The following is a 24,232-nucleotide window of genomic DNA, read 5'->3' on the forward strand; positions in this document are numbered from 1 at the left end:
TGTCGGCCGGAGGTCGACGGATCACATGGCGTCCCGTTCCCGGGCTCGCAGCGCCCGGGCGATCCCGTCGCGGCCTTCGGAGACCAGCCGGCGGAGCGGTGCCGGCTGCTCGGTGTCGGCCAGCCAGGCGTCGGCGGCCGCGATCGTCCGCGGCTCGACGATCTGCGGGAACAGGTACTGCACCGCGTTCTTGGCGATCTCCCCTGGCCGGCGATCCCACAGCGGGCGGATCTCGTCGAAGTACCGCTCGACGTAGCCGGACGTGAGCTCCTGCTGAGCCGGGTGCCAGAAGCCGAGCAAGGTCGCCTCGTGCACGGCGTTGGGGATCTCGTCGTCGTGGAAGACCTTCTGCCAGGTCTCCTCCTTCGACTCCTTCGTCGGGCGCAGGGCCCGGGCCGTGGCGGCCTTGCGGACGCCGGTCGCGGTCGCGTCGCGCTCGGCCTCGGCGTCGATCTCGGCGTCACCGGCGGCCCCGATGGCCACGAGTCCGGAGAGGAAGGCCCAGCGGGCGTCGGTGTCCACCTCCAGGCCCTCCACCGTCCGCGAGCCGTCGAGGAGACCACGCAGCACGGCCGCGTGCTCCTCGGTCCGGGCGGCGCTGGCCAGGGTCCGCGACCACTGCAGCTGCATGTCGCTGCCGGCCGGGGCCGCCTCCAGGGCGCTCATGGCGTGGTCGGCGAGAGCGGCCCACCCCGTCGGCGCCCACGACGGGTCGGCGTAGGACCGGAGCGCGGTCTGGACCCGGGCCAGCAGCGCCTGGACGACGCTGATCTCGCTCTCCGCGTCGACCCCGGCCAGCACCAGTTGCACCCACTCGCGGGCCGGCAGCTCGGCGTCCCGGGTCATGTCCCAGGCCGCCGACCAGCACAGCGCGCGGGCCAGCGGGTCCGGCATGGCTCCGATGCGAGTGCGCAGTGTGCCCAGTGACCGCTGGTCCAGCCGCAGCTTGGTGTAGGTGAGGTCGTCGTCGTTGACCAGCACCAGGTCGGCGACCGGGTGCCCGACGAGCTCGGTGACCTCGGTCTGGGCACCGGCGACGTCCAGCTCCACGCGGGCGGTGCGGGTCAGCCCGTCCGGGCCCTCGCTGTAGAGGCCGACGGCCAGCCGGTGGTTGCGCAGCACCGGGTGCTCCTCGACCGCCGTCTGCTCGATCGCGAAGCTCTTGTACCGGCCGTCGTTGGTCAGCTCGAAGACCGGGCGCAGGGTGTTCACCTGGCTGGTCTTCAGCCACTGTTCGACCCATTCACCGAGGTCGCGGCCCGAGCTCTCCTCGAGCGGCGCGAGCAGGTCGGCCAGGGTGGTGTTGCCGAACTCGTGCTTGCGGAAGTAGCGGCGCACCCCGGCGAGGAACTCGTCGCGGCCGACGTAGGCCACCAGCTGCTTGAGCACCGAGGCGCCCTTGGCGTAGGTGATGCCGTCGAAGTTGACCTCGACCGCGGCGACGTCGGGGATGTCCGCGGCGATCGGGTGGGTGGAGGGCAGCTGGTCCTGCGCGTAGGCCCAGGCCTTCTCGGTGTTGGCGAAGGTGGTCCACGCCGTCGTGTACTCGGTGGCCTCGGCCTGGCAGAGCGTGCTGATGTAGGTCGCGAAGGACTCGTTGAGCCAGAGGTCGTCCCACCACCGCATCGTCACCAGGTCGCCGAACCACATGTGGCCGAGCTCGTGGAGGATCGTCTCCGCGCGGCGCTCGTAGGTGGCGCGGCTGACCTTCGACCGGAAGACGTAGTCCTCCAGGAAGGTCACCGCGCCGGCGTTCTCCATGGCCCCCGCGTTGAACTCGGGCACGAAGAGCTGGTCGTACTTGTCGAACGGGTACGGGTAGTCGAAGACCCGGTGGTAGAAGTCGAAGCCTTGCTTGGTGACGCGGAAGAGCTCGTCGGCGTCGAGGTGCTGGGCCAGCGAGGCGCGGCAGTACAGCCCGAGCGGGATGCCCTCGTGGAGATCGGTGACCTTGGCGTACGGCCCGGCGATCAACGCCACCAGGTAGGTGGAGATGCGCTTCGTGGGCTCGAAGTGCGCCAGCTGCGAGCCGGCGGGCCCCGCCTCGATCGTGCGGCCACCGCTGTTGGAGATGACCTGCCAGTCGAACGGCGCTACGACGTGCAGCGTGAACGTGGCCTTGAGGTCGGGCTGGTCGAAGCAGGCGAACATGCGCTTGGCGTCGGCCGGCTCGAACTGCGTGTAGAGGTAGACCTGCCCGTCGACCGGGTCGGCGAAGCGGTGCAGCCCCTCCCCGGAGTTGGAGTACTGGCAGTCGGCCGTGACCACCAGGGTGTTCTGCTCGGCCAGCCCGGGCAGAGGCAGTCCGCCCTCCTCGGTGTAGCTGCTCACGTCCAGCTCGACGCCGTTGAGCGTGGCGGAGTGCACGGTCTCCGCGACCAGGTCGATGAACGTCTCGGCCCCGGCCTGCCGGGAGGCGAACTCGACGGTCGTGACCGAGCGGAAGGTGCGCTCGCCGGGGTGCCCGTCGCCGTCGGTGACGTCGAGCTGGAGGTCGTAGCTCTGCACGGCGAGGAGTTCGGCGCGGGCAGCGGCATCGGTGCGGGTCAGGTTGGGTACGGCCACACCTGGCAGCTTCCCATGTGCGGGCGACACCTTTTCTCCCGCTCTGCAGCGGATCGGTCCCACCCCCGGGAACAAGACGACAGCGATCCGGATTGGCAGTGGAGCAGCACGCCCGGCCGATCGGCCGGGCAACGGACCGTGAGGAGCCGGACGATGACCGACGCAGTGCAGAGCGCCCCCACGAAGGCCCGGGTCGACTTCTGGTTCGACCCGCTGTGCCCCTGGGCCTGGCTGACCAGCCGGTGGGTGCTCGAGGCCACCAAGGTGCGCGACATCGACCTGCACTGGCACGTCATGTCCCTCGCCGTGCTCAACCGGGGCCGCGACCTCCCGGAGGACTACCAGGACACGATGAAGAAGGCGATCGGCCCCGTCCGGGTCGCGATCGCCGCCGCCCAGCAGCACGGGGACGGCGTCCTGGGTGACCTCTACACCGCGATGGGGACGCTGCGGCACCACGAGGGGCTCGAGCTCGACGAGATCATCGCCCCCGCGCTCGAGCGGGTCGGGCTCCCGGCCGAGCTCGCTGCCGCCGCCGACTCCACCGAGTACGACGAGTCGCTGGAGAAGAGCCACCACGAGGGCATGGACCCGGTCGGCGACGACGTCGGCACGCCGGTCATGCACATCGACGGCGTCGCATTCTTCGGCCCGGTGATCAGCAAGGTCCCCACCGGCGAGGACGCCGGCAAGGCGTTCGACGGCGCCGTCCTCCTGGCCAACCTCCCCGACTTCTGGGAGCTCAAGCGCACCCGGCTCTCCGGCCCCGACATGGACTCCGTCCCCGCCGACGCCCTCGAGCTCACCCGCCGCTGAAGAAGGACCCCGCTGCCCCCCGCCATGGGAGGACCCCGTCCTCCTCACGCCGCGCAAGTTCGGCGCGAGCCTCGGGACGGGGCCGGCGGCGGGCCCCTGCAGGGCCCGTGACGGGGTTGGGCATGCTGTCGCGGTGCCGCACCCCACTCGCCAGCGCATCCTCATCACCGGTGCCAGCTCCGGACTCGGCGAGGGCATGGCCCGCCGCTTCGCCGCCATGGGTCGCGATCTGGCGCTCGTCGCCCGGCGCGCCGAGCTGCTCGATGCGCTGGAGAAGGACCTGCTGGCGGGCCACCCCGGCATCCGGGTGACGACGGCGGCGCTCGACGTCGACGACCCGGAGGCCGTGGCCCGGGTCGTTCCCGCGCTGGCCGACGAGCTCGGCGGCCTCGATCGCGTCGTCGTCAACGCCGGGATCGGCAAGGGCGCCTCGATCGGCACCGGCAAGGCGTGGGCGAACCGGGCGACGCTGCTCACCAACGTCCTGGGCTCGCACGCCCAGTGCGAGGCGGCGATGGAGCTGTTCCGCGCGCAGGGCGCCGGCCATCTGGTGCTGATCTCCTCGGTCGCTTCCATCCGCGGCATGCGCGGCACCCGCACGGCGTACGGGGCGAGCAAGGCGGCGCTGAATGCGCTGGCCGAGGGCATGCGGTCGGACGTGTACGGCTCGCAGATCAGGATCTCGACCATCCTGCCCGGCTACATCGAGACCGACATCAACGTCGGCCGCCGCGGCCCCTTCACGGTGGGCCTCGACAAGGGCGTGCAGGCGCTCACCGAGGTCATCGAGCGGGAGCCGGTGCGCGGTTACGTGCCGGAGTGGCCGTGGCGTGCCGTGGCCGGGCTGCTCCGCGTGCTTCCCCTCCCGGTCGTCCGCCGCCTCACCTGAAGGGCGTCGGGTGGGTCCACCGGCGCGGTCCGCATCAACTCCGCTCCGGCTCGTCCCCGTCCGCGCGGAGTTCGGCCAGGACGGCGGCGTGCTGGTCCTCCGCCGTCGCCACCAGTGCTGAGGCGCAGCCCCCCGAGCCCCGGACCGTCGCGGGACGGAAGGCGGCGTTGCCGAAGCAGTGGTCGTAGTGCGCGGAGGTGTTGACCACGGTCCACGGGTGCGGGGTGACCGGCCGGACCGCGGCGATCAGGTCGGCCGACTCGCCCAGCTGGGGTCGGGTGTCGACGACCAGGCAGGCGCCGTCGCCCGCGACCAGCCCGCAGTTGACATCCAGCTCGGGGTGGCGCCGCACGAGAACGCCCTGCGCCACCTCCTGCCAGACGGCGCTCACCAGCAGATCCGCATCGGACGTCCGCGGCGGTCGGTCGTGCCGTCCCCGACGCACTCGCCCCGCCCCTGCGCCAGCCGCTGGGCCGACCATGCCGCGGCGCAGGCATCCAGGGCGTCGATGAGGGGGATGCCCACCGGCGCCCGGGCCAAGGCCTCCTCGACGTCCATCACGGCGCGGAGGGCGCGCAGCCGCTGGACGGTCCCGCGCGCGCTGCCCTTCCGTTCCCTGACGCCCGCGTCCAGCGCTCGGAACGCCAGCTCCGGGTGCACCTCGACCACCCGGTCGGTCGGCGGCTCGCCCAGTGCGTCGTCGAGCTCCCGGATGGCCTTCACGAGCTGGAAGGCCTGTGCCGACGGGGCACGTGGGGGATCGGTCGCCGCCCGGGAGAGGGCCCGGGCCTCGGCGTAGTCGTCAGTACCGAGCACGGTCCGCACGGGCGCGGGGAAGACCGAGCCGGCGGCACCGAGCCCGCGGAGGCGTCGCGCCGCCGCCACGTCGCAGGCCCGGACGCCGGTCTCGGACAGCCCGATGGGCATGTCGATCGCGACGAGCTCGACGGCCGGCACCGCGAGGACGGCGGCCACGTCCGGCAGGTCCAGGAGGGTGACGGTCCCCTCGTCGAGCAGGGCCCCGGCCCACCGCCCGCGCCAGCCGTCGACCCCGAGCACCGCCATGCCGGGAGCCTGACAGACTCGCGGCCGTGCGCGTCTTCATCGGTACCGACCACGCAGGCCTCGAGTTCAAGGAGCACCTGAAGCAGGCGCTCGCCGACGCCGGCCACGAGCCGGTCGACTGCGGCGCGTTCGAGTACGACGCCCAGGACGACTACCCGCCCTTCTGCTTCGAGGTGGGGGAGCGCACGGTGACCGAGCCCGGCTCGCTCGGCGTCGTCATCGGGGGCTCGGGCAACGGCGAGCAGATGGCGGCCAACAAGGTGCCCGGCGTGCGTGCCGCGCTCGTCTGGAACGTCGCCACCGCGCAGCTGGCCCGCCAGCACAACGACGCGAACGTCGTCTCCATCGGCGCCCGGCAGCACAGCCCGGAGGAGGCGACGGAGCTCGTCCTCGAGTTCCTCCGGACGCCGTTCAGCGAGGACGAGCGGCACGTCCGCCGGATCGGCCTGATCAGCGACTACGAGCGCGACCGCCACCGCCCGTCCGGAGGGTTGCCCACGCGCCCCGAGCACCCGTGACGCCCGTGGGCGGCGGCGCCCTCCTGGCCCCGGTGGACCGCTCCGCGGAGGCCCGGTTCCCGGAGGGGTAGCGCGCGCCGACGGGAGAACCCGACGGGCGCGGAACGCCGACCGGCGGGCACTACTTCTCATTCGCGCGTCACCCGTCGGTCACCGGGAGCACGCGCTCCGGTCACCTCCCTGGACAGGATCGGTGGAGGGCCGGACGTCGGCCCGCCGACGTCCCAGAGGAGCGCCTCTTGTCCGGTCGCCACGACCACCCGCACGGCCATCACCACCACGACCACGGTCACGACGACCACGGGGGCGCCGACTACAGCGACCTGACGATCCCCGACACCGAACTGCGACCGGCCGACGTGTCCCGCCGCCGGTTCCTCCAGGCGGCCGGCGTCGTCGGCGCCGGCCTGGCCATCGGCGGTTTCGCCGGGCCCAGGCCCGCCACCGCGGCGCCCGGTGGCGGGCGGGGGCGGCTGGAGGGCCTCGTCTGGCTCAACGGTGATCACCACATCCACACCCAGTACAGCTCGGACGGGCTCTACACCGTGCGCACGCAGGTCGAGGAGGCCCGTCGCCACGGTGTGAACTGGCTGGTCATCACCGACCACGGCTCGAACGCCCACGCCCGCATCGGCGTGGACAAGGTCAACCCCGACATCGTCGCGGCCCGGTCGGAGCTCCGCGACATGCTCGTCTTCCAGGGCCTGGAGTGGAACATCCCCGCCGCCGAGCACGGCACGGTGTTCGTGGCGCCGAACAGCAACGAGCTCACGGTGCTCAAGGAGTTCGAGCAGCAGTTCGACGGAACCGTGAACGGGTGGGGTGCCGGTACGCCCGCCAACGAGCAGCACGCCGTCGATGCCATCCGGTGGCTGGGGCAGCAGATGCTCTCCGGGCGTACCCCCAGCGCGCTGTTCCTCGCCAACCACCCTGCCCGCCGCGGCATCGACTCCCCGCACGAGATCCGGCAGTGGCAGGAGGCCGATCCGCGCGTGGCCATCGGCATGGAGGGGGCCCCGGGGCACCAGGCCGCGTCCATCCCCACCCCGAACGGCCCCGGCTCGGGCCGCGGTTTCTACACCGGCTCGCCGAGCGCCGCCAGCTTCCCCGGCTACCCGCTGGAGTCCTATCGCACGTTCGGGGGCTTCGACTGGATGACGGCGAAGGTCGGGGGACTGTGGGACTCCCTGCTGGCCGAGGGCCGCCCCTGGTTCATCACCGCCAACTCCGACGCCCACTCCGTCTGGGCCGACGACCGCATCCGCCCGCCCGGGCAGGACAACTCCGCGTACTTCAACGCCAACGGCAGGTACGGCGACCCGGTGTCCACCGGCACACCCCGGTACGACCGGGGCGACTTCTGGCCCGGCTACTACTCCCGGACCTGGGTCGGGGCGGCCGACCGTTCCTACATGGGCGTGATGGACGCGCTCCGCGCCGGCCGGGTCTGGGTGGGGCACGGCGACCTCATCGACGGCCTCGTGGTGACCGTCCGCGGCAGCGGCGGGAGCAACCCGCCCGGGACCCTGGGCGAGAAGGTGACCGTGGGCAGGGGTGAGGACGTGCACCTGCAGGTGCGCATCACCCCACGCCGCACTCCGAACGCCCACGGCGACGTCCCCCGGCTGGCCAGGGTGGACCTCATCTCCGGCCCCGTCACCGGTCCCACGGGCGACCGCGACGCCATGAGCGCGCCCGCCACCGGGGTGACGAAGTCCTTCGAGGTCCGGGGCGGCGGCGAGATGGTGATCAACCACGTCTTCCGCGCGGTCGACCGGTCGTTCTACCTGCGTCTGCGGGGAACCGACGGGAACGTCAGTGCCCCGGGGAGCATCGAGCCCCGGCAGGACCCCGTCGGCAACAGCGACCCGTGGCAGGACCTCTGGTTCTACGCCAACCCCGTCTTCGTCGACGTGGTCTGAGCCCGCATGGACTGCTGGATCGCCATGTGCGTTCCCGGCGGTGCCTCACTGGCCGCACTCGCCGAGGTCGAGCACCGGGTGCTCGGCCTCGGCGAGGCGCTGGGCGGGGCCCCGTGGGTGGTCACGCACCAGGTTCGCGCGGCCGAGGGAGGTCACTACGCGGGTTCCCTCCAGACGCAGCGCGGGGAGCAGGCCGTCGTGCAGTTCGCCGAACTGGCCGATGCGTCGGGGGGTGGCTGGGGGCTGGTGGACGGGACCGGGCTGGTGCGTGGTGGCGGTGAGGAGACGCACATGGCGCACGCGCTGGCCTCGGCCATCGCTCACCGCGACCGCACCGAGGGCCGGGTCGTCCGGTTCCCGGGGCAGGCCGACCTGCCGGAGCAGCTGTCCCTGGAGGAGCTGGTCGAGCGAACCGTCGTGGAGGACGTGGTCCGGGTCGGGGTGGCCGAGGACGCGTCGCCGCTGCTCCGCACCAACGGGTACGTGCGCCTGGAGCTGGCCGACGGGCGGGTACGGCTCCCGGTGATCCCCTGGGACGACGGCGAAGTGTGCCCGTTCGAGCAGCGGGATCAGCATCCGTGCTGCGACGGCCATTGACGGCCGCGGAGACGGCTGGGCTCAGAACTCGTCCGGGCACCAGGGGGTGACCGGCCAGCCGAACGCCGTGGCCGCCAGCGTCACCGCACCCGGGCTCACCTCCGTCACGCGCCCGGCCCCCTGCAGAGCGGCCAGGGAGGTCCCGCCGAGGTAGGCGGCGGAGAGCTCCTCGACGCCGAGCACCAGGTCGGGATCGAGGTCGGTGCGCCCGCAGTAGCCACCGGCGGGATGTCCCGCCAGCCGCCAGCGGCCGGCGTTCCACGGACAGAACTCGTCCCTGACCTCGATGACCAGATCGATCGGCGCCGGGTAGCGGCGGGCCGCCAGGGCGCGGTCCACGTCGACCAGCCGCACCCACAGCGCGTCCAGCGGAACACCGGTCAGGGCCCGGCCGTCGGTGACCAGATGGCGGAGCGGGTCGTCGGGGGAGGCCCGGAGCACCCGCACGGTGCGGACCAGATCGATCGAGAGCAGGACCTGCCACAGCGAGGCGTACGCCGCGGTGCTGGTGGCGCGCACCTCCTCGACGGTCAGCGTGGCATCCGGTTCGCCGGTCTCGGCCCATCGCGGCGTCACCCGGTAGGAGGCGTAGCCGGTCACCGTCCCGTCGGTCTCGGTGTGCAGCAGGTACCGGCGCGCCGTCGCCCCGTGACGGTCCTCGGGTTCGTCGCGCATGAGGCGGTCCCACCAGCGGTCGTCGCGGGCCAGGTTGCCGGGCACGGACCGGCGCACCGACTCGTGCAGGGCGGCCGCCGCCGGGCGGTAGGCGTCCTCCTCGACGACATCGACCCGGCCGGAGCCGAGGTCGACGTCCGGCCGGAGGTGCAGCCGTTCCGTTCGCCCGGTCAGCTCGGCGCGTGCGGTCGCCGGCGCATAGCCGAACCGCCCGTAGATGGGGAACTCCGAGGCCCAGAGCGCCGCGACCGGCTCACGTTGCTGCTCGTGGAGTTCGGTGAGCTGGCGGCGCATGATCGACGTCAGGACGCCCCGGCGGCGGTGGGTGGGGGCGACGCTGACCCACGTGACGCCGGCACAGGGAACGACGCCTCCGGGAACGGTCAGCGAGCGGCTGTAGATGCCGGAGGTGGCCACGATGCGGTCGCCGTCCCAGAGGCCCAGCGATCGGTCCAGCTCGGCCACCGGCGGCGGCGTGTCCTGGTAGGGCCCCGTCGGGGTCATGCCCAGGGCCGCGGCCATGTGCTGCCGGAACGCGGGCCACTCCGCGGGAGTCGCCGGGCGCAGTCGGGAATCGAGATCGTCGGCCACGGGAGGTGTCTACCGGGCCGGTCCGACGCGGCGCCATCGAGTTCCCTGCCGAGGACGCTGCCAGGATGCCCGACATGGAGGCGCAGCGGCCGATCGGCTGGTGGGTGAGGCGTCTGGACGCCCTGCTGGAGCAGGCCGTCGACTCCGCTGTCGCCGGTGAGGAGCTGACCCGCCGGCACTGGCAGGTCCTGCACTCGCTGGCGGAGGGAGCGAGCGGCGACCTGCGGGCCACGCTCGCCGACTTCCCCGGGGACGTCGGCGCCGTGGTCACCGACCTCGTCGAGCGCGGCTGGGTGGAGCGCTCGACCGACGACGGCCTCACCCTCACTGCGGAGGGGCGGGCCGGTCACGACCGGGTCGCCGCGGCGGTCGGCCGGGTCCGGAAGCACGTCGCGGACGGACTGTCCGCCCAGGAGTACGAGCACGCGATCCTCGTGCTCGGCCGGATGGTCGAGAACGTGCAGCGCGCTCTCGAGCGCCCCGAGGACTGAGCGCGGCCCCCGACGCACGCTCGTGGGGTGGCAGCCGGCCGCCGGCCCAGGTTCGCTGCCGGGCCGGCGCCGGGCCTCACGTGCGATATCGGCCCGTAAGGTCTCGGCACGGCCGCGCCGTCATCGTCCAGCCCGTGCCACCGGCGTGCCGAGGAGGGGGAGGTACCCGTGCGCGTCCGCGTGCTCCTGATCGCCCTGGTTCTGGCGCTCTGCGCCGGCGGTTGCACCGCCTTCTCCGACGAGGCCGAACCCGAGCGTAGGGAGCCGCGTCGTGCGGTGTCGGCGTCCGCCCCGGACCACCGCCTCACCATGATCGCGGACGCCGATCCGGTGGCCGCGGCGGCGACCATGAGCCGGACGCTCTTCGACCGCTCGCCGGTCGTCGTGGTGGCCCGCGACGGCGACCGCGCCGGTCTGCTCCTGGCCGCCTCGGCGGCGGTCGGCCTGGGCGTGCCGTTGCTCCTCGAGCCGAAGGGCGACGGGGCGCACGACGTCCTGGCAGAGGAGATCGGCCGGCTGGGCAGCGGAACGGTGCTCGCCGTGGGAGAGGCCGACGGCCGGGCAGCCGACCGTGCCACCGGGGCGAGCGACGGGCGGGCCGGCCACGACGTCCTCGCCGTTCCGGCCGACGCCGGGGCGGTGGCGGCCGCGACCGGGCTCGACTTCCAGCCGGCGGAGCCGGTGACCTCCCGCAACGACCCGGCCAGTGTGGCCGCGCTGGATCCCGCCGCCCCCGTGGCCCTGCGGCTCCCGGAGGCGCCGGCCTCGTCCTCCGCAGATGCGGACGCCGCGAGGCTGCCCGGAGTGGACCGGGCCGAACCACTGACCGGGACGGTGGTCCTGGCCACCGGCGAGTCCGCATCGACGGCGGCTCTGGCCACCGCGCGCGCCGCCGGGGCGACCGTGTCGCTGACCAGCGGCGAGGCCGACCCGCGGAGGTCCGAGGACGCACTGGACGCCCTGGCGGAGGCGGCGCCCGAGGCCGTCGTGGCCATCGGCGCCGGCTTCGCCGCGGAGGACGGCCTGGACTGGAAGGTCGAGACGGCGGTGAAAGGCATGCAGCTCCCCGGTGGTGGCCAGGTGCTGTTCCCGGGGCGGCTGCTGGTCGCGCTGTACGGCCATCCCGGTACCGGAGCGCTGGGTGTGCTGGGTGAGCAGGACCTGGAGGGCAGCATCGAGCGGGCGCGCGCCCACGCCGCACCGTACGAAACTCTCGTGGAGGGCCCCGTCGTCCCGGCGTTCGAGATCATCGCGACGGTCGCGTCCACGGCGCCCGGCGCGGACGGCGACTACTCCACCGAGGCCGATGTGGAGCAGTTGCGGCCGTGGGTCGAGGCGGCGGGGGAGGCGGGCGTGTACGTCGTCCTGGACCTGCAGCCCGGCCGAACCGACTTCCTCACCCAGGCCCAGCGCTATCAAGCGCTGCTGGAGTTGCCACACGTCGGCCTGGCCCTGGACCCGGAGTGGCGGCTGAGCCCGAACGGGGTCCACCTGAGGGAGGTCGGCTCCGTGGGCGTGGACGAGGTCAACCGGCTGATCGGCTGGCTGGCCGACCTGACGCGGGAGCACGTGCTGCCGCAGAAACTGCTGGTCCTGCACCAGTTCCAGCTGCGGATGATCGACGGCCGCGAGCGACTGGACACCTCCCGCGACGAGCTGGCGGTCATGGTGCACGCCGACGGGCAGGGCTCCCAGGGCGACAAGCAGGCCACGTGGCGCGCGCTGCACGCGAACCCGCCGGCCGGGCTGTTCTGGGGCTGGAAGAACTTCTACGACGAGGACAAGCCGATGCTCACGCCCGAGCAGACGATGGCCGACGTGAGCCCCCGGCCGGACCTGATCAGCTACCAGTGAGCTCCCGCGCGCTGCGCCGTCGGTGTGTGACAGGTGAGGCGGGGCACCGGAACTTCGCGTGTACTTCATCCGGGGACACCGACGTCGTCGTTGCTGTCGGTTAGCTTCCAGCGACCGTGCAGCGACATGTCAGGAGGAACGCCCGGAGGAGAAGGCGTGGAACGTGGGCGGTGGGCGCGGTGGCGCTCGCCATGACCGTGGGGACGGCGGCACCGGCGTCGGCGGCGCCGAAGGGCGGCGACACCCTCCGGCTGACGATGCTGGCGACGACCGACCTCCATGGCCGGGCGCAGAACTGGGACTACTTCGCGAACCGCACCTACTCGGAGCGGTCCGGGGACACCACGGGACTGGCCAAGGTCGCCTCCGTGGTGGACTCGGTGCGCCAGGCGAGGGGCGAGGACAGCGTCTTCGTCGTCGACAACGGCGACTTCCTGCAGGGCACGCCGCTGGCCTACTACTACGCCCGGCAGGAGCCGATCACCGAGACCGGCGTCGAGCACCCGATGGCGGCCGCCTACGACGCCATCGGCTACGACGCCCAGGTCGTCGGCAACCACGAGTTCAACTACGGGCTGGACCTGCTGGACGCCTACACCGAGGACGTCGACCACCCGGTGCTCGGCGCCAACGTGGTCGACGAGGCCACCGGCCGGCCGTACCAGCAGCCCTACACGCTGCACCGGATGCAGGTCCCCGGGCACAAGCCGGTGACCGTCGGCATCCTGGGTCTGACGACTCCGGGCTCGGCCATCTGGGACAAGGGCAACGTCGAGGGCCGCGTGCGGTTCGAGGACATGGTCGAGTCGGCGGAGAAGTGGGTCCCGGTCGTCGACGCCCAGGCCGACGTCGTCGTCGTGCTGTCGCACGCCGGTGTGGGGTCGACGTCGTCCTACGGCCCGGACGTGCCGACCGAGAACCCGAGCGACGTCATCGCCCGCACGGTGCCCGGCATCGACGCCATGGTCGTGGGACACACCCACCGCGACGCGCCCTCGCAGGTCGTCCGCAACGAGGTGACCGGCCAGGACGTGCTGCTCACCCAGCCCTACCGCTGGGGCGCGACGGTCTCCCAGGTCGACTTCGACCTGCGGAAGGTCCGCGGGCAGTGGGACGTCGTCGGCACGGCGGCGACCGCGCTGCGCACCAAGGCGGCCCCCGAGTCGCCCGAGGTGCTGGCGGCCACCGCCGAGGCACACGCGCGCACGGTGGAGTACGTCAACCAGGTCGTGGCCACGTCGGCGCAGGAGCTCTCGGCGCGCACCAGCCGGTACGAGGACACGGCGATCCTCGACTTCATCCAGGACGTGCAGACCGACACGGTGGATGCCGCCCTGGCGGGCACCGACCGCGCCGACCTGCCGGTGCTCTCGATCGCCGCTCCGTTCAGCCGGGACGCCGTCTTCCCGAGGGGCGACGTCACGGTGCGGGACATCGCGGGGCTCTACATCTACGACAACACGCTCGAGGCCGTCGAGCTCACCGGCGCCCAGGTCAGGACCTACCTCGAGCACTCGGCCCGGTACTTCGAGCAGGTGCCGGCCACCGGGGACGTCGACCCCGAGACCATCACCAACGCCGTGGTGCCCGAGGCTCCCAACGGGATCCCGGACTACAACTACGACGTCCTCTCCGGCGTCGACTACGACGTCGACGTCTCGCAGCCGATCGGCCAGCGGATCGTCGGGCTGTCGCACGCCGGCGCGCCCGTGGCCGACGACGACCGGTTCGTCGTGGCCGTGAACAACTACCGGCGCAGCGGCGGTGGTGGCTTCCCGGGCATCTCCACCGCGCCGGTCGTCTACAACGAGCAGCAGGAGATCCGCCAGCTGCTCATCGACCGCGCGCAGGCCGACGGCGTCATCGACCCGGCGGACTTCTTCCGCGCCAACTGGCGGCTGGTCCGGAACGGCGTGCCGCTCATCGGCTGACCTCCCTCATCGCACACACCGCCCCCGCGGGACCTCCGTCCGGCCGGGGCGGTGGTGCGTGGAGGAGCGAGGCACCCGCGATGTCGGTCCCCTGTGCTGTGCTGACGCGCACATCGATCCGGAGGGGTGGTCTCCAGTGACCAGCGTGGCACTCGGTCCTACCGACCAGCTCGACCCCCGGCTGCTCGAGCACCGGCGCGAGCTGACCGGCTACTGCTACCGCATGCTCGGCTCCGCCTTCGACGCCGACGACGCGGTGCAGGAGACCCTCGTGCGGGCCTGGCGAGGGCTCGCCGACTTCGAGGGCCGCTCCGCGCTGCGGTCCTGGCTGTACCGGATCGCCACCAACGTCTGCCTGGACCAGCTGTCCGGCCGGCAGCGTCGGGCCCTTCCGATGGATCTGTCGGGGTCGCCGTGGCAGCCGGTCGAGGCGTCGCTCGCCGCCCGCCGACCCGGGACGGCATGGGTCGAGCCCGTGCTCGACCGTCAGGTGCTCCCGGAGGATGCCGACCCGGCGGAACGGGCGGTCATCAGGGAGTCGATCCGGCTGGCCTTCATCGCCGCGCTGCAGCACCTGCCGCCACGTCAGCGCGCCGTCCTCATCCTCCGCGAGGTGCTGCGGTGGAAGGCCGACGAGGTGGCCCAGCTGCTCGACAGCACGGTGGCCTCGGTGAACAGCGCGCTGCAGCGGGCCCGCGCCACGCTGGCCGCCGCCGGGGGTGTCCTGGACCCCCGTCCCCTGGACCCCGACGACCAGGACCTGCTGGACCGGTACGTCGAAGCCTTCGAGCGGTACGACATCGACGCGTTCGTCCGGCTGCTGCACGAGGACGCGACCCAGCACATGCCGCCGTTCGAGATGTGGCTGCGGGGCGCCTCCGACATCGGCGCGTGGATGGTCGGGCCCGGCAGCGCCTGCCGCGATTCGGTGCTGATCCGCGTCGACGCCAACGGATCGCCGGCCTTCGCCCAGTACAAGCCCAGCCAGGACGGCGGCCGCCTGCCGTGGGCGCTGCACGAGCTCGAGGTGTCGGGCGGGCGGATCGCGCACATCACCAGCTTCCTGGACCTCGACAACGGCCTGTTCCGTCAGCTCGGCCTGCCGGCCCGCGTGGACTGACCCCGCGACCTCGACGCCGATGAGTTGGTCGCCGCCGGCCGGTCCAACCTCCAGGCCCGAACGAAAGGGGACGACCGTGCTCACCGACAGCCCGGCCTTCAGCGGTTTCTCCGTGGACGATCTGGAGAAGGCTCGCCGCTTCTACGAGGAGACGCTCGGACTCCGGGTGTCCGACGTGCCGGAGATGGGCGGGCTGCTGCGCCTGCACCTCGGGAGCGGCGCCGACGTGCTCGTCTACGCCAAGTCAGGGCACACGCCGGCCACCTTCACCGTGCTCAACTTTCCGGTGCCCGACGTCGAGAAGGCCGTCGACGAACTGGTCGCGCGCGGCGTCGCCTTCGAGCACTACGACGACCCGCCCACCGACGAGGGGGGCATCATGCGGGCCGGCGGCCCGCTGATCGCATGGTTCACCGATCCGGCCGGCAACGTCCTCTCGGTGCTGCAGCAGGACTGAGGGGGCCTGCGGGCCGTCGTCTCCGAGGACGCCTCTTCCCGGCTGATCGCAGCCAGCACGGGTACCGGCGGTCACGACTCCGTGGCAGGGGCTGCGGTCGATCCCGGCGGCGGTGGGGGAGCGGCCGACGGAGACGATCGCGTGCCCCTGCTCCGGTGGTAGGTCGTGGCGGCGGCCACGATCGCGCCGACCACGGGAACGGCCAGGAACAGCCCCGCGATGCCGAAGGCGAGCCCCGCTGTGGTGGTCAGCAGCAGCGTCACCAGGGGCGGGAAGTCGACCGCCCGGGACATCAGCAGGGGGGACAACACGTTGCCCTCGAGCTGTTGGACGGCGAGGACGATGACCAGCGCCCAGATCGCGGTCCCCCATCCTCCGGCGACGAAGGCGACGCCCACCGCGGCGACGCCCGCGAGCGTGGCACCGACCAGCGGGATGTAACCCAGGACGAAGGTCAGGGCTGCGATCGGAACGGCCAGGGGCACCCCCAGTACGAGCAGTCCGGCCCCGATGAGGACGCCGTCGATCAAGCCGGTGAGCGTGGAGGCGTAGAACCACCCGCCGGTCGTGGTCATGACGGCTCGAAAGGAATCGGTGGCCGGCTTCCGGGTGTCCTCGGGGAGCAGCCCGCAGAACTGCCGCCACAGCTTGTCCCCGCCGGTGAGCGCGAAGATGGCGAAGAAGATGGCCACGCCGAGCACCGTGGCGAAATCGCCGAGAGCGCCCAGGCCGGCGAAGAGACCCGAACCCAGCCCGCTGAGGACAGCGCCGACCGTGGCCTCCAGCTGGGCGAGGGCCTCCCGGGCCAGCGGAGAGTCATCGGTCAGCGGCAGGTCCGCCGCCCAGGTGGTGAACGAGTCCACCAGTGAAGCGCCGGCGTCCACGAGCGCGGGGATGTTGGCGACTATCTGGGAGACCACGAAGTAGCAGAGGACGGCGAAGGCGCCGAGCAGGAGCAGCACACAGACGATGGCGGCCAGCACGGGCGGTACCCGGAGGTTGCGCAGCCACCGAACCATCGGCCACAGCATCGAGACCACCGCGAACCCCAGCACCGCAGCGGTGACGACGAGCGTGACCTGGAGTGCCATCCACACCACCGCGCCGACCGCGATGAGGATCACCAGGAAGCGGACCGCGACGCCCGCACCGAATTCCAGCCAGCGCGGATAGGGACGGCGGTCGCGTGCCGGCGTCGTCACCCGGTCAACCTAGGACCGTCGCGCACCAGGTGCCCCGGCAAGGACGACTGTCGTGGCAACTCCGACATCGACGGGATCACGACCGGTGCGGAGTCCTTGATCCATGCGCCGGCCTCGTGGCGGTTCTGGAGTCAGGTCTCACCTGTCGTCGTCGGTGTCGGGACCGTCGAGCCAGGTCCGGGCGTCCCGTACCGCCTCGCGCAGCGAGGATCCGAGCACGTTCGTGCCCGGCACGAGGACGACCTCGTCACCGAGCGCGAACCGGTCGGCTCGGCGCATCGTGTCGGCGAGGTCGTCGGTCATGCCGCACAGGTACAGCCGTCCGCCGCGTTTCCCCAGCTCCTGCGCGTAGTCGTTCATCTCCTCGATGAACGTGGCACCGATCTGGCTGTTGCCACGGATGCGGAGCACGACAGCGGACCGGTCGGCCGACCCCGCGGCCGGCAGGCGCTCGCGCAGGGTGCGGGAGGCCGCGAAGTACAGCGGCCCGTAGACGTCGAGCACGGTGACGTCACGCGGCGGGAGCGTCTCAGGCGCGTCACCGATGTGGATCTCCCCGTCGTCGGTCAGGGTGAGCTGGTGGACCTCGACCGTCTGCCCCGCCCGGTAGATGAACAGCAGCATGGTCATGACCACGCCGACGGCGATGGCGGCGGGGATCGACAGCAGCAGCGTGGCGAAGAAGGTGACGCCCAGCGCCCAGCGCGCCGTGCCGCCGACGGACCAGGTGGAACGTATGGCGGAGTACCGGATCGCGGAGAACCCGGCGACGATCGCGATCGCGGCGAGCACGGGCATCGGTACCTGGCCGACCAGTTGGGCCGCCACCAGGATGACGAGCAGCATGGCCAGGCCGTGGAAGACCATCGCGAACCGGCTCCGGGCGCCCGCCTGGTGGTTGAGCGCGGTCTGGCTCACCGAGGCGCCGGTGGGTATGCCGGAGAAGAAGCTGGCCGCGGTGTTGCCCGCCCCCTCGGCGAGCATGTCCCGGGAGACGTCGGCGCGGGAACCGTCCGGGTTGCGCGCGCTCTGGCTGACCCCGGCGCCCTGCACCGCGATGACCACGGCCACGGCGAAGGCGGAGAGCACCAGGTCGACGCTGAGCAGGCTCAGGTCGGGCAGGGCGAAGGGAGGCAGTCCCGACGGGATTGCGCTCACGTCGTCGACGATCCGCACGTTCGCCGGCTGCCAGAGGTAGACGACGACGCTGGGCACCACGAGGGCCACCAGGGAGGAGATGTTCGACAGCTTCGTCCTGCCCAGCGCGATCATGATCGCCAGGGCGATGCTGCCGACCAGGACCGATCGCCAGCTCCACTCGCCGACGTGCAGCAGCAGCTGCACGAAGGAGCCCAGGCTCGTGCTGCGGTCGGTCTGGTAACCCGCGAACTGGGCGGCCTGGTCCATGACGAGCACCGCGGCGACGCCGGAGAGGAACGCGGTCGTCACCGGATAGGAGATGTACCGCACCAGCCTGCCTGCGCGCAGGAGGCCGAACGCCAGCAGCAAGACCCCCGCGATGAGCACGAGCAGGAACAGCGCCGGGCCGCGCTCCTCGGCCGGGTACGCGGAGATGGCCTGCCCCGCCGCCAGCGCCGAGGCACTCGTGGTGGCGATCTGCATCAGCTGGGAACTGGCGAACAGGCCGCCTACCGGAGGTGAGACCACGGTGGCGTAGAGGCCGTACACCGGGTTGACACCCGCGATGGTCGCCGTCGCCATGGCCGAGGGAACGCTCATGACCGCGTTGACCACCCCGGCGAGGGCATCGCGCGGTAGGTCCTTGAGCCGCCGGCGGATTGTGTCCTTCCGCGCCGTCCCCGTCTTCTCCTCGCCCATCCCCGCGCTCCTAGCCCAGCTCGGCAGCCCGCGTCCTCAGCTCGGACCCACGTCGTCCACGTCTCTCATGCACGCCGGCCCGGCTGGACGTCGGAGCGCCGCGCGGTGTGGCACCACCCCGGCGAGTACCCGGCGCCGAGGCCCCACGCCGAGGACGTACCGGGCACCTCGCCACGAGCCGGTGTGGTCGGTGCCAGCCATCGACCACCGTAGTTCCGCGTCAGGAAGCCCGTTCGTCCGCCTGGGGCGCCGGCTGCCCGCCGCGGAATTGCCGACCTGCGGACCCCTCCTTAGGTTGAGGGCACCCCTGAGACAGAGGGTCAGCGAGTGGAGCGGGGTGCCGCTTGTTCGAGACCTTCCAGACCGTCGGCTCGTGGGGCGTCACCGTCTTCGTCGTCAGCTCGATGCTGAACATGGGCCTGACGCAGAACCCGTCGCGGCTCCTGGAGCACCTGGACAACCGCGCGTTCCTGCTCCGCATGCTGGTGATCAACCTGGTGGTCGTCCCCGCGCTGATGATCGCGGCCACCGACGTCGTCTCGCTGGAGCCGGTCTACGCCGCGGGCCTCCTGCTGTTCTCCCTGACCGCCGGGGCGCCGTTCCTGATCAAGCTGGCGAACGTCTCGGACGCCGACATGGCCTTGGCGGCGACCGTGCTGCTGGTGCTCATGGTGGCCACGGTGGTGGTGCTGCCGGTCGCGCTGCCGCTGGTCGTCGAGGGTCTGACGGTGGACACCGGGACGGTGGTCGGCAGCCTCCTGCAGCAGATGATCCTGCCGCTGGTCATCGGCATGATCGCCCGGCAGTTCGCCGAGGACCTCGTGGCCGCCGTCCAGCCCTGGGTCGCCATGATCTCCAACGTCGCCCTGTACGTGCTGATCATCGCGATCACCGTCGGCTACCTGCCCAGCATGACCGACCCCGAGCTGTGGAAGGCCATCGCCGTGGGCACGGTGGTGCTGGCGCTCGCGCTGTTCCTGGGCTGGATGATGGGCGACGGCCACGACCACCTGCAGGACGTCGTCGGACTGGCCACGGCCCAGCGGGGCACCGCCGCCGCCCTGATCGTCGCCAAGAGCAACTTCGACGACCCGCGCGTCCTGGTGGTCATCACGCTGGTCAATACGCTCGGTGTCGTGCTGCTCATCGCCGCCGCCAAGGTCATGAACGACGAGAACGACTTCTCCGTCCTGATCCCCGCCGCCGTCGCCGACCCACCCCACCGCCGATCCGAGAGGCAGAGCGCATGACCGAGGACACTGCGAGAGCCGGCCAGCGACGCCCCAACATCCTGGTGCTCTGCATGGACCAGTGGGACGTGCACATGGATCTGCCCCCCGGTGTGGACCTGCCGGCCATCCAGCGACTCGTGGGGGCGGGGGTGAGCCTCGGCAACCAGTACTGCACGGTGCCGCAGTGCACCCCGTCCCGCGCCACGATGTGGACCGGCCAGCACGCCAAGAAGGTGGGTCTCTGGGACAACACCAACTTCGCGTGGATCGACGTGCTCGACGAGGCGATCCCCACGGTCGGCACGATGCTGCGGGAGCAGGGGTACTACACCGCATTCAAGGGGAAGTGGCACCTGTCCCACCCCGAGCGCTCGTCGGAGGCGCTGGAGGGCTACGGCTTCTCCGACTACCAGGCCTGGGGCGACAACTGGGGCGCGCCGTTGCACGGCGCGCAACTCGACGGCACCGTCGCCTTCGAGACCGTCGACTGGTTGCGCCACAAGCGCCCGAAGGACCGGCCCTGGTTCCTCGTCTCGTCGATGGTCAACCCCCACGACGTCATGTTCCTGCGGGCCGGCGAGGACGAACGCGCCCACCCCAACGGCACGATGGCCCCGCTGACCCATCCGCCGCAGGACCTCGGGTTCTTCCGGGACTTCGACGTCGAACTGCCCGACAACTTCTCCGACGACCTGGAGGGGCAGCCCTACGGGGTGCACTCCTACAAGCGCAACACCGAGTGGAACTACGGCCGCATCCCCGACGGCCGCGAGGACCTGTGGAAGGTCCGGCGGAACTACCTGATCAACTGCCTCCGGCTGGTCGACCAGGCGTTCAAGGAGATCCTCGACGAGCTCGACGCCCAGGACCTGTGGCGCGACACCGTCGTGGTCTTCACCTCCGACCACGGCGAGATGAACGGCGCCCACCGCATGACCCAGAAGGGAGCCATCCCCTTCCAGGAGGCCTCGGTCGTCAACATGACGGTGGTCACCCCGGACGGGCCCAGTGGTGTGCAGTCCGACGCCGTGGGCTCGCACCTGGATCTCGCCACGACCTTCCTGTCCTGGGCCGGGCTCGACGAGGCCGCGATCCGCGAGCGCTACCCGGCGCTGAAGGGGCGGGACCTGCGACCCGTCTTCGAAGCCCCCGAGCGGGTGGTCCCGCCGCGCGGTTCCACCTCCGATCCGGGTGACGGCGCGCTGGTGAGCTGGGACGGCATCAACTCCCTCGACCCCGAGTGGGCCATCCAGGGCGCCCTGGGTGAGCTGGCCCAGCTCGGTCACGGTCCGGACAGGACGCTCGAGGACTGCCGGAGGGTCGGGGAGACGTACGGCGCGCCGGACATGGACAAGCGCACCTTCTTCCGCGCGGTGTCCGACGGGCGGTACAAGCTCGTCCGCTGGTTCTCGCCCACCCAGTACGACACCCCGCGGACGGTCGAGGAGCTGCACGCCACCTCCGACGTGGCTCTCTACGACCTGGTCGACGACCCCGGCGAGATGCGCAACATCGGGGACCCGTCCCACCCCGACTACGACGAGAAGCTGGTCGCGTCGATGCTCGAGAAACTCGTCGCCCTCATCGACACCGAGCTGGGGGAGGACGAGCCCCCCTTCGACCTGGACCTCTTCGGCACCCGGAACGTGCGCTACCGGCAGGAGGACGTCGCAGCCGACGACTCGGCCGGCGGGCAGCAGGCCGAGCCCGGCCCCCCGACCGCGGAGAATTCGGAGGACTCGGCCCCCGGCACCACGGAGCGTCCGGAGGACGAGTTCTGAGCCGGGCGGCACCCGGGACGGAGATCCCAGCCGGGATGATCCTGGTCCCGGGCGGGACCTTCACCATGGGCTCGGACGACTTCTACCCGGAGGAGCGGCCTGCCCACCGGGTGCGGGTGTCGGCGTTCCTGCTGGACCGCGCGCCGGTGACCGTGGCGGCCTTCGCGCGCTTCGTCGAGGCCACCGGCTACGTCACGGTGGCCGAGCGCACGCCCGACCCGCGCGACTACCCGGGCGTGGATCCGCGGGCACTCGTGCCGGGTGGGCTCGTGTTCACCGGCTCCGCCGGTCCGGTCCCGCTGCGGGACCCGTCGCGGTGGTGGTCCTGGGTGCCGGGGGCCTCGTGGCGATCTCCCGAGGGGCCCGGCGGACAGGTGCTCGACGACCGCTCCGACCACCCGGTCACCCAGGTGTCGTGGGAGGACGCGCAGGCCTACGCGGACTGGGCTGGACGGCGGTTGCCGACGGAGGCCGAGCACGAGTTCGCGTCCCGTGGGGGCGTGGGGGAGACGGTCTACGCCTGGGGCGACGAGCGGTGCCCGGAGGGCCGCCACCTGGCGAACACGTGGCAGGGGCCGTTCCCCTACTGGAACACCGGAGACGACGGGTGGCCGACCACCTCTCCAGTGGGCGCCTATCCGCCCAATCCCTACGGTGCGGTGGACCTGATCGGCAACGTCTGGGAGTGGACGGCCGATCGGTGGACCTCCTCCCACCCCGAGGCGGCCGGCTCTGCGTGCTGCGTTCCCGTCGACCCTCGGAGCCTCCACACGGGCCCCGAGCACCCGCGCGATGCCTTCGTGGTCAAGGGCGGATCCCACCTCTGCGCTCCCGAGTACTGCCTGCGCTACCGACCCGCCGCACGGCAACCCCAGGATCGTGACTCCGCGACGAGCCACATCGGCTTCCGGTGCGCGCTGGACGTCGGGTAGGACGGCTCCGGGACGATCTCGACGATTTCCTCGGGGCCGACGTCTGACGTTGGCCGAGGGCGTGACGTCCACATGTGCTGCTCGGTGCGTGGGCGGTGACCGGGAGCGAATCGGCATCCAGCTTGGAAAACGGGACGTTGTCGACGTGTCTGTGCTGGTCAGCGGCTCGTTGTGGCGTCCGACAGGGCTCGCGTGACCGCCGACCACCCACCGCCCGCCGACGCGCCGGACCGAGCGCTCGACGCGCAGCCGGCCGCCGGGCAGGACGTCGGACCGGCGCAGCGCAGTGGCTTCACCGAACCGGAGTCTGAGCACGTCGGCCGACTGCCAGCGACCGGCGAGCGCGGCGAGACACTGGTCGGTGAGCAGCTGGCACTGAAGCCCGACGGCCTCGCGCTGGGTCGGGGACCGTTGGTCTGCTCGCGCCTGGCCAGGATGATCACGTCCCTCGACTCGGGTGGCCGACCTTCTCCGGGTGGTCGGCGGGCAATACCGTCGGGCCATGGAGACGCTGCGTACGCCCGACGAGCGGTTCGCCGATCTGCCCGACTTTCCGTACGCGCCGCGGTACGTCGAGGTCGACGACCTCGATGGCGGCCGGCTGCGCGTCGCCTATGTCGAGGAGGGGCCCGACGATGGCGAGACGGTGCTGTTGCTGCACGGCGAGCCGTCCTGGTCCTTCCTCTACCGGCGGATGATCCCGGTGCTGGTCGCCGCGGGCCTGCGCGTCGTCGTCCCGGACCTGGTCGGTTTCGGCCGGTCGGACAAGCCGGCGCAGCAGGGGGATCACAGCTACGCCCGCCACGTCGAGTGGCTGCGGCAAGCTCTGTTCGACCGCCTGGACCTGCGCGAGGTCACCCTCGTGTGCCAGGACTGGGGCGGCCTCCTGGGCCTGCGCCTGGTGGGCGAGCACCCCGACCGGTTCGTCCGCGTGGTAGCAGCCAACACCGGCCTGCCGACCGGCGACCACCCCATGAGCGAGGCGTTTCTGGCCTGGCAGCGCTTTGCCGCGACCGCCGAGCGGTTCGACGTCGGCCGGGTGGTCCAGAACGGCACGGTCACCGAGCTGCCCGTCGACGTCGTCGCTGCCTACGACGCGCCGTTTCCCGACGACTCTTACAAGGCGGCCGCCCGGGTCTTCCCCAGCCTGGTGCCCACGCGGCCGGACGACCCGGCCTCGGCGGCCAACCGCGCTGCCTGGGAGGAGCTGACCCGCTTCGGCAAGCCGTTCCTCACCGCGTTCTCCGATGGCGACCCGATCACCGGCGGCGGCGACCGGGTGTTCCAGAAGCTGGTTCCGGGCGCGCACGGGATGCCGCACACCACGCTCGCCGGGGGAGGGCACTTCCTGCAGGAGGACGTCGGCCCGGAGCTCGCCCGGGTTGTCGTCGACCTGATCGCCGCAACCCCCTCGAAGCCTGTCGCATGAGCGCTGTTCTGTCTTGCGGCTCGCACTCTGGGCCTGACTCCGGCCGGAGGTGCCCACTACCAGGACATCGGGCACGACCGACTGACCGTCGTCGTCACCCCTGGCCGTCCCTGGGCATGGTCGGGTCGCCCCGTGACCGCTCGTCATCTGGCAGTGCCGCGCTGGTCACAGGTCCCCGATCCGGCACCCGGCGCGCGCTCGACACGGCCCTGCGGAAGGTGCTCGGTCCGGGGACGCCGGCGAGCGTCACGTCACGATGGGTCATGGCCCACGTGACCTCGGACCTGTTCAGCGCGCTGCTGGATTCGCGGGCGGGTGGGACGGCG

General features: G+C 72.0%; 20 protein-coding genes. 14 read left to right on the forward strand and 6 right to left on the reverse strand.

Going from position 1 to position 24,232, the window contains the following annotated elements; translation table 11 throughout:
* Nucleotides 1-21 precede the first annotated feature (21 nt).
* The gene (gene pepN / locus CHB94_RS21670; protein WP_089338629.1) at nucleotides 22-2,565 is read right to left on the reverse strand and encodes an aminopeptidase N; all 2,544 of its coding nucleotides are present in this window, start codon (nucleotides 2,563-2,565) and stop codon (nucleotides 22-24) included.
* 153 nt (nucleotides 2,566-2,718) lie between these two features.
* Here pepN and CHB94_RS21675 point away from each other — a divergent pair, with 153 nt between their 5' ends.
* Both CHB94_RS21675 and CHB94_RS21680 read left to right on the forward strand, forming a co-directional pair.
* Nucleotides 2,719-3,381: a mycothiol-dependent nitroreductase Rv2466c family protein gene (locus tag CHB94_RS21675; protein WP_089338630.1), complete on the forward strand. Its 663-nt coding sequence runs from the start codon at nucleotides 2,719-2,721 to the stop codon at nucleotides 3,379-3,381.
* A 133-nt stretch (nucleotides 3,382-3,514) separates the two neighbouring features.
* Nucleotides 3,515-4,270, forward strand: coding sequence for an SDR family oxidoreductase (locus CHB94_RS21680; protein WP_089338631.1), 756 nt, complete (start codon nucleotides 3,515-3,517; stop codon nucleotides 4,268-4,270).
* 34 nt (nucleotides 4,271-4,304) lie between these two features.
* Here the strand turns inward: CHB94_RS21680 and CHB94_RS21685 are convergent, their stop codons facing one another.
* Together CHB94_RS21685 and CHB94_RS21690 are read right to left on the reverse strand one after the other, a co-directional pair.
* Complete coding sequence (locus CHB94_RS21685) at nucleotides 4,305-4,661, reverse strand: MBL fold metallo-hydrolase (RefSeq protein ID WP_089338632.1); 357 nt, start codon at nucleotides 4,659-4,661, stop codon at nucleotides 4,305-4,307.
* On the reverse strand, nucleotides 4,658-5,335 hold the full coding sequence (locus tag CHB94_RS21690; protein ID WP_089338633.1) for a DUF429 domain-containing protein: 678 nt from the start codon (nucleotides 5,333-5,335) through the stop codon (nucleotides 4,658-4,660). The genes CHB94_RS21685 and CHB94_RS21690 overlap by 4 nt, the downstream gene beginning before the upstream one ends.
* A gap of 26 nt (nucleotides 5,336-5,361) precedes the next feature.
* Here CHB94_RS21690 and CHB94_RS21695 point away from each other — a divergent pair, with 26 nt between their 5' ends.
* The 3 genes from CHB94_RS21695 to CHB94_RS21705 all read left to right on the forward strand — a co-directional run bounded on the left by CHB94_RS21695 (nucleotide 5,362) and on the right by CHB94_RS21705 (nucleotide 8,372).
* Nucleotides 5,362-5,853, forward strand: coding sequence for a ribose-5-phosphate isomerase (locus CHB94_RS21695; protein ID WP_089338634.1), 492 nt, complete (start codon nucleotides 5,362-5,364; stop codon nucleotides 5,851-5,853).
* A 239-nt stretch (nucleotides 5,854-6,092) separates the two neighbouring features.
* A complete protein-coding gene (locus tag CHB94_RS21700; protein WP_089338635.1) occupies nucleotides 6,093-7,775 on the forward strand; it encodes a PHP domain-containing protein in 1,683 nt (560 codons plus the stop codon).
* Between the two features lie 6 nt (nucleotides 7,776-7,781).
* Nucleotides 7,782-8,372, forward strand: a complete 591-nt coding sequence (locus tag CHB94_RS21705) for a hypothetical protein (RefSeq protein WP_089338636.1) — start codon at nucleotides 7,782-7,784, stop codon at nucleotides 8,370-8,372.
* 21 nt (nucleotides 8,373-8,393) lie between these two features.
* On the opposite strand, the gene CHB94_RS21710 is transcribed toward CHB94_RS21705, so the two are convergent.
* Nucleotides 8,394-9,638 carry a GNAT family N-acetyltransferase gene (locus CHB94_RS21710; RefSeq protein WP_089338637.1) on the reverse strand — a complete coding sequence of 415 codons (1,245 nt, stop codon included), beginning with the start codon at nucleotides 9,636-9,638 and terminating at the stop codon, nucleotides 8,394-8,396.
* A 65-nt stretch (nucleotides 9,639-9,703) separates the two neighbouring features.
* Between CHB94_RS21710 and CHB94_RS21715 the strand changes: the two genes are divergently transcribed.
* The 5 genes from CHB94_RS21715 (at nucleotide 9,704) to CHB94_RS21735 (ending at nucleotide 15,491) form a co-directional block, all read left to right on the forward strand.
* Nucleotides 9,704-10,129 carry a MarR family winged helix-turn-helix transcriptional regulator gene (locus CHB94_RS21715; RefSeq protein ID WP_089338638.1) on the forward strand — a complete coding sequence of 142 codons (426 nt, stop codon included), beginning with the start codon at nucleotides 9,704-9,706 and terminating at the stop codon, nucleotides 10,127-10,129.
* Between the two features lie 168 nt (nucleotides 10,130-10,297).
* Complete coding sequence (locus CHB94_RS21720) at nucleotides 10,298-11,983, forward strand: hypothetical protein (RefSeq protein ID WP_089338639.1); 1,686 nt, start codon at nucleotides 10,298-10,300, stop codon at nucleotides 11,981-11,983.
* A gap of 179 nt (nucleotides 11,984-12,162) precedes the next feature.
* Complete coding sequence (locus CHB94_RS21725) at nucleotides 12,163-13,914, forward strand: bifunctional metallophosphatase/5'-nucleotidase (RefSeq protein ID WP_217899429.1); 1,752 nt, start codon at nucleotides 12,163-12,165, stop codon at nucleotides 13,912-13,914.
* A gap of 145 nt (nucleotides 13,915-14,059) precedes the next feature.
* Complete coding sequence (locus CHB94_RS21730) at nucleotides 14,060-15,034, forward strand: sigma-70 family RNA polymerase sigma factor (protein WP_254920838.1); 975 nt, start codon at nucleotides 14,060-14,062, stop codon at nucleotides 15,032-15,034.
* A gap of 76 nt (nucleotides 15,035-15,110) precedes the next feature.
* Nucleotides 15,111-15,491, forward strand: coding sequence for a VOC family protein (locus CHB94_RS21735; RefSeq protein ID WP_089338641.1), 381 nt, complete (start codon nucleotides 15,111-15,113; stop codon nucleotides 15,489-15,491).
* A 71-nt stretch (nucleotides 15,492-15,562) separates the two neighbouring features.
* Here the strand turns inward: CHB94_RS21735 and CHB94_RS21740 are convergent, their stop codons facing one another.
* Both CHB94_RS21740 and CHB94_RS21745 read right to left on the reverse strand, forming a co-directional pair.
* On the reverse strand, nucleotides 15,563-16,693 hold the full coding sequence (locus CHB94_RS21740) for an AI-2E family transporter (protein WP_089338642.1): 1,131 nt from the start codon (nucleotides 16,691-16,693) through the stop codon (nucleotides 15,563-15,565).
* 138 nt (nucleotides 16,694-16,831) lie between these two features.
* Entirely contained in the window at nucleotides 16,832-18,532 is a 1,701-nt protein-coding gene (locus CHB94_RS21745; RefSeq protein WP_089338643.1) for a SulP family inorganic anion transporter, read from the reverse strand.
* A 344-nt stretch (nucleotides 18,533-18,876) separates the two neighbouring features.
* On the opposite strand from CHB94_RS21745, the gene CHB94_RS21750 reads away from it, so the two are divergent.
* From CHB94_RS21750 to CHB94_RS21765, 4 genes are all read left to right on the forward strand, one after another.
* Nucleotides 18,877-19,782, forward strand: coding sequence for a bile acid:sodium symporter family protein (locus CHB94_RS21750; protein ID WP_089338644.1), 906 nt, complete (start codon nucleotides 18,877-18,879; stop codon nucleotides 19,780-19,782).
* Nucleotides 19,779-21,545, forward strand: a complete 1,767-nt coding sequence (locus tag CHB94_RS21755) for a sulfatase-like hydrolase/transferase (RefSeq protein ID WP_089338645.1) — start codon at nucleotides 19,779-19,781, stop codon at nucleotides 21,543-21,545. The genes CHB94_RS21750 and CHB94_RS21755 overlap by 4 nt, the downstream gene beginning before the upstream one ends.
* Before the next feature lie 35 nt (nucleotides 21,546-21,580).
* The gene (locus tag CHB94_RS21760) at nucleotides 21,581-22,477 is read left to right on the forward strand and encodes a formylglycine-generating enzyme family protein (RefSeq protein ID WP_089338646.1); all 897 of its coding nucleotides are present in this window, start codon (nucleotides 21,581-21,583) and stop codon (nucleotides 22,475-22,477) included.
* Between the two features lie 502 nt (nucleotides 22,478-22,979).
* Nucleotides 22,980-23,906 carry a haloalkane dehalogenase gene (locus tag CHB94_RS21765; RefSeq protein WP_089338653.1) on the forward strand — a complete coding sequence of 309 codons (927 nt, stop codon included), beginning with the start codon at nucleotides 22,980-22,982 and terminating at the stop codon, nucleotides 23,904-23,906.
* Nucleotides 23,907-24,232 lie beyond the last annotated feature (326 nt).

Origin of the sequence: Blastococcus mobilis, from assembly GCF_900188025.1 — a bacterium.
Lineage (GTDB): Bacteria > Actinomycetota > Actinomycetes > Mycobacteriales > Geodermatophilaceae > Blastococcus_B > Blastococcus_B mobilis.

Bases quoted from the DNA above. Each gene is read 5' to 3' on its own strand.
- CHB94_RS21675 (WP_089338630.1), top strand. From the start codon at position 2,719: ATGACCGACGCAGTGCAGAGCGCCCCCACGAAGGCCCGGGTCGACTTC.
- CHB94_RS21690 (WP_089338633.1), bottom strand. From the start codon at position 5,335: ATGGCGGTGCTCGGGGTCGACGGCTGGCGCGGGCGGTGGGCCGGGGCC.
- CHB94_RS21705 (WP_089338636.1), top strand. From the start codon at position 7,782: ATGGACTGCTGGATCGCCATGTGCGTTCCCGGCGGTGCCTCACTGGCC.
- CHB94_RS21715 (WP_089338638.1), top strand. From the start codon at position 9,704: ATGCCCGACATGGAGGCGCAGCGGCCGATCGGCTGGTGGGTGAGGCGT.
- CHB94_RS21745 (WP_089338643.1), bottom strand. From the start codon at position 18,532: ATGGGCGAGGAGAAGACGGGGACGGCGCGGAAGGACACAATCCGCCGG.
- CHB94_RS21755 (WP_089338645.1), top strand. From the start codon at position 19,779: ATGACCGAGGACACTGCGAGAGCCGGCCAGCGACGCCCCAACATCCTG.
- CHB94_RS21760 (WP_089338646.1), top strand. From the start codon at position 21,581: ATGATCCTGGTCCCGGGCGGGACCTTCACCATGGGCTCGGACGACTTC.
- CHB94_RS21765 (WP_089338653.1), top strand. From the start codon at position 22,980: ATGGAGACGCTGCGTACGCCCGACGAGCGGTTCGCCGATCTGCCCGAC.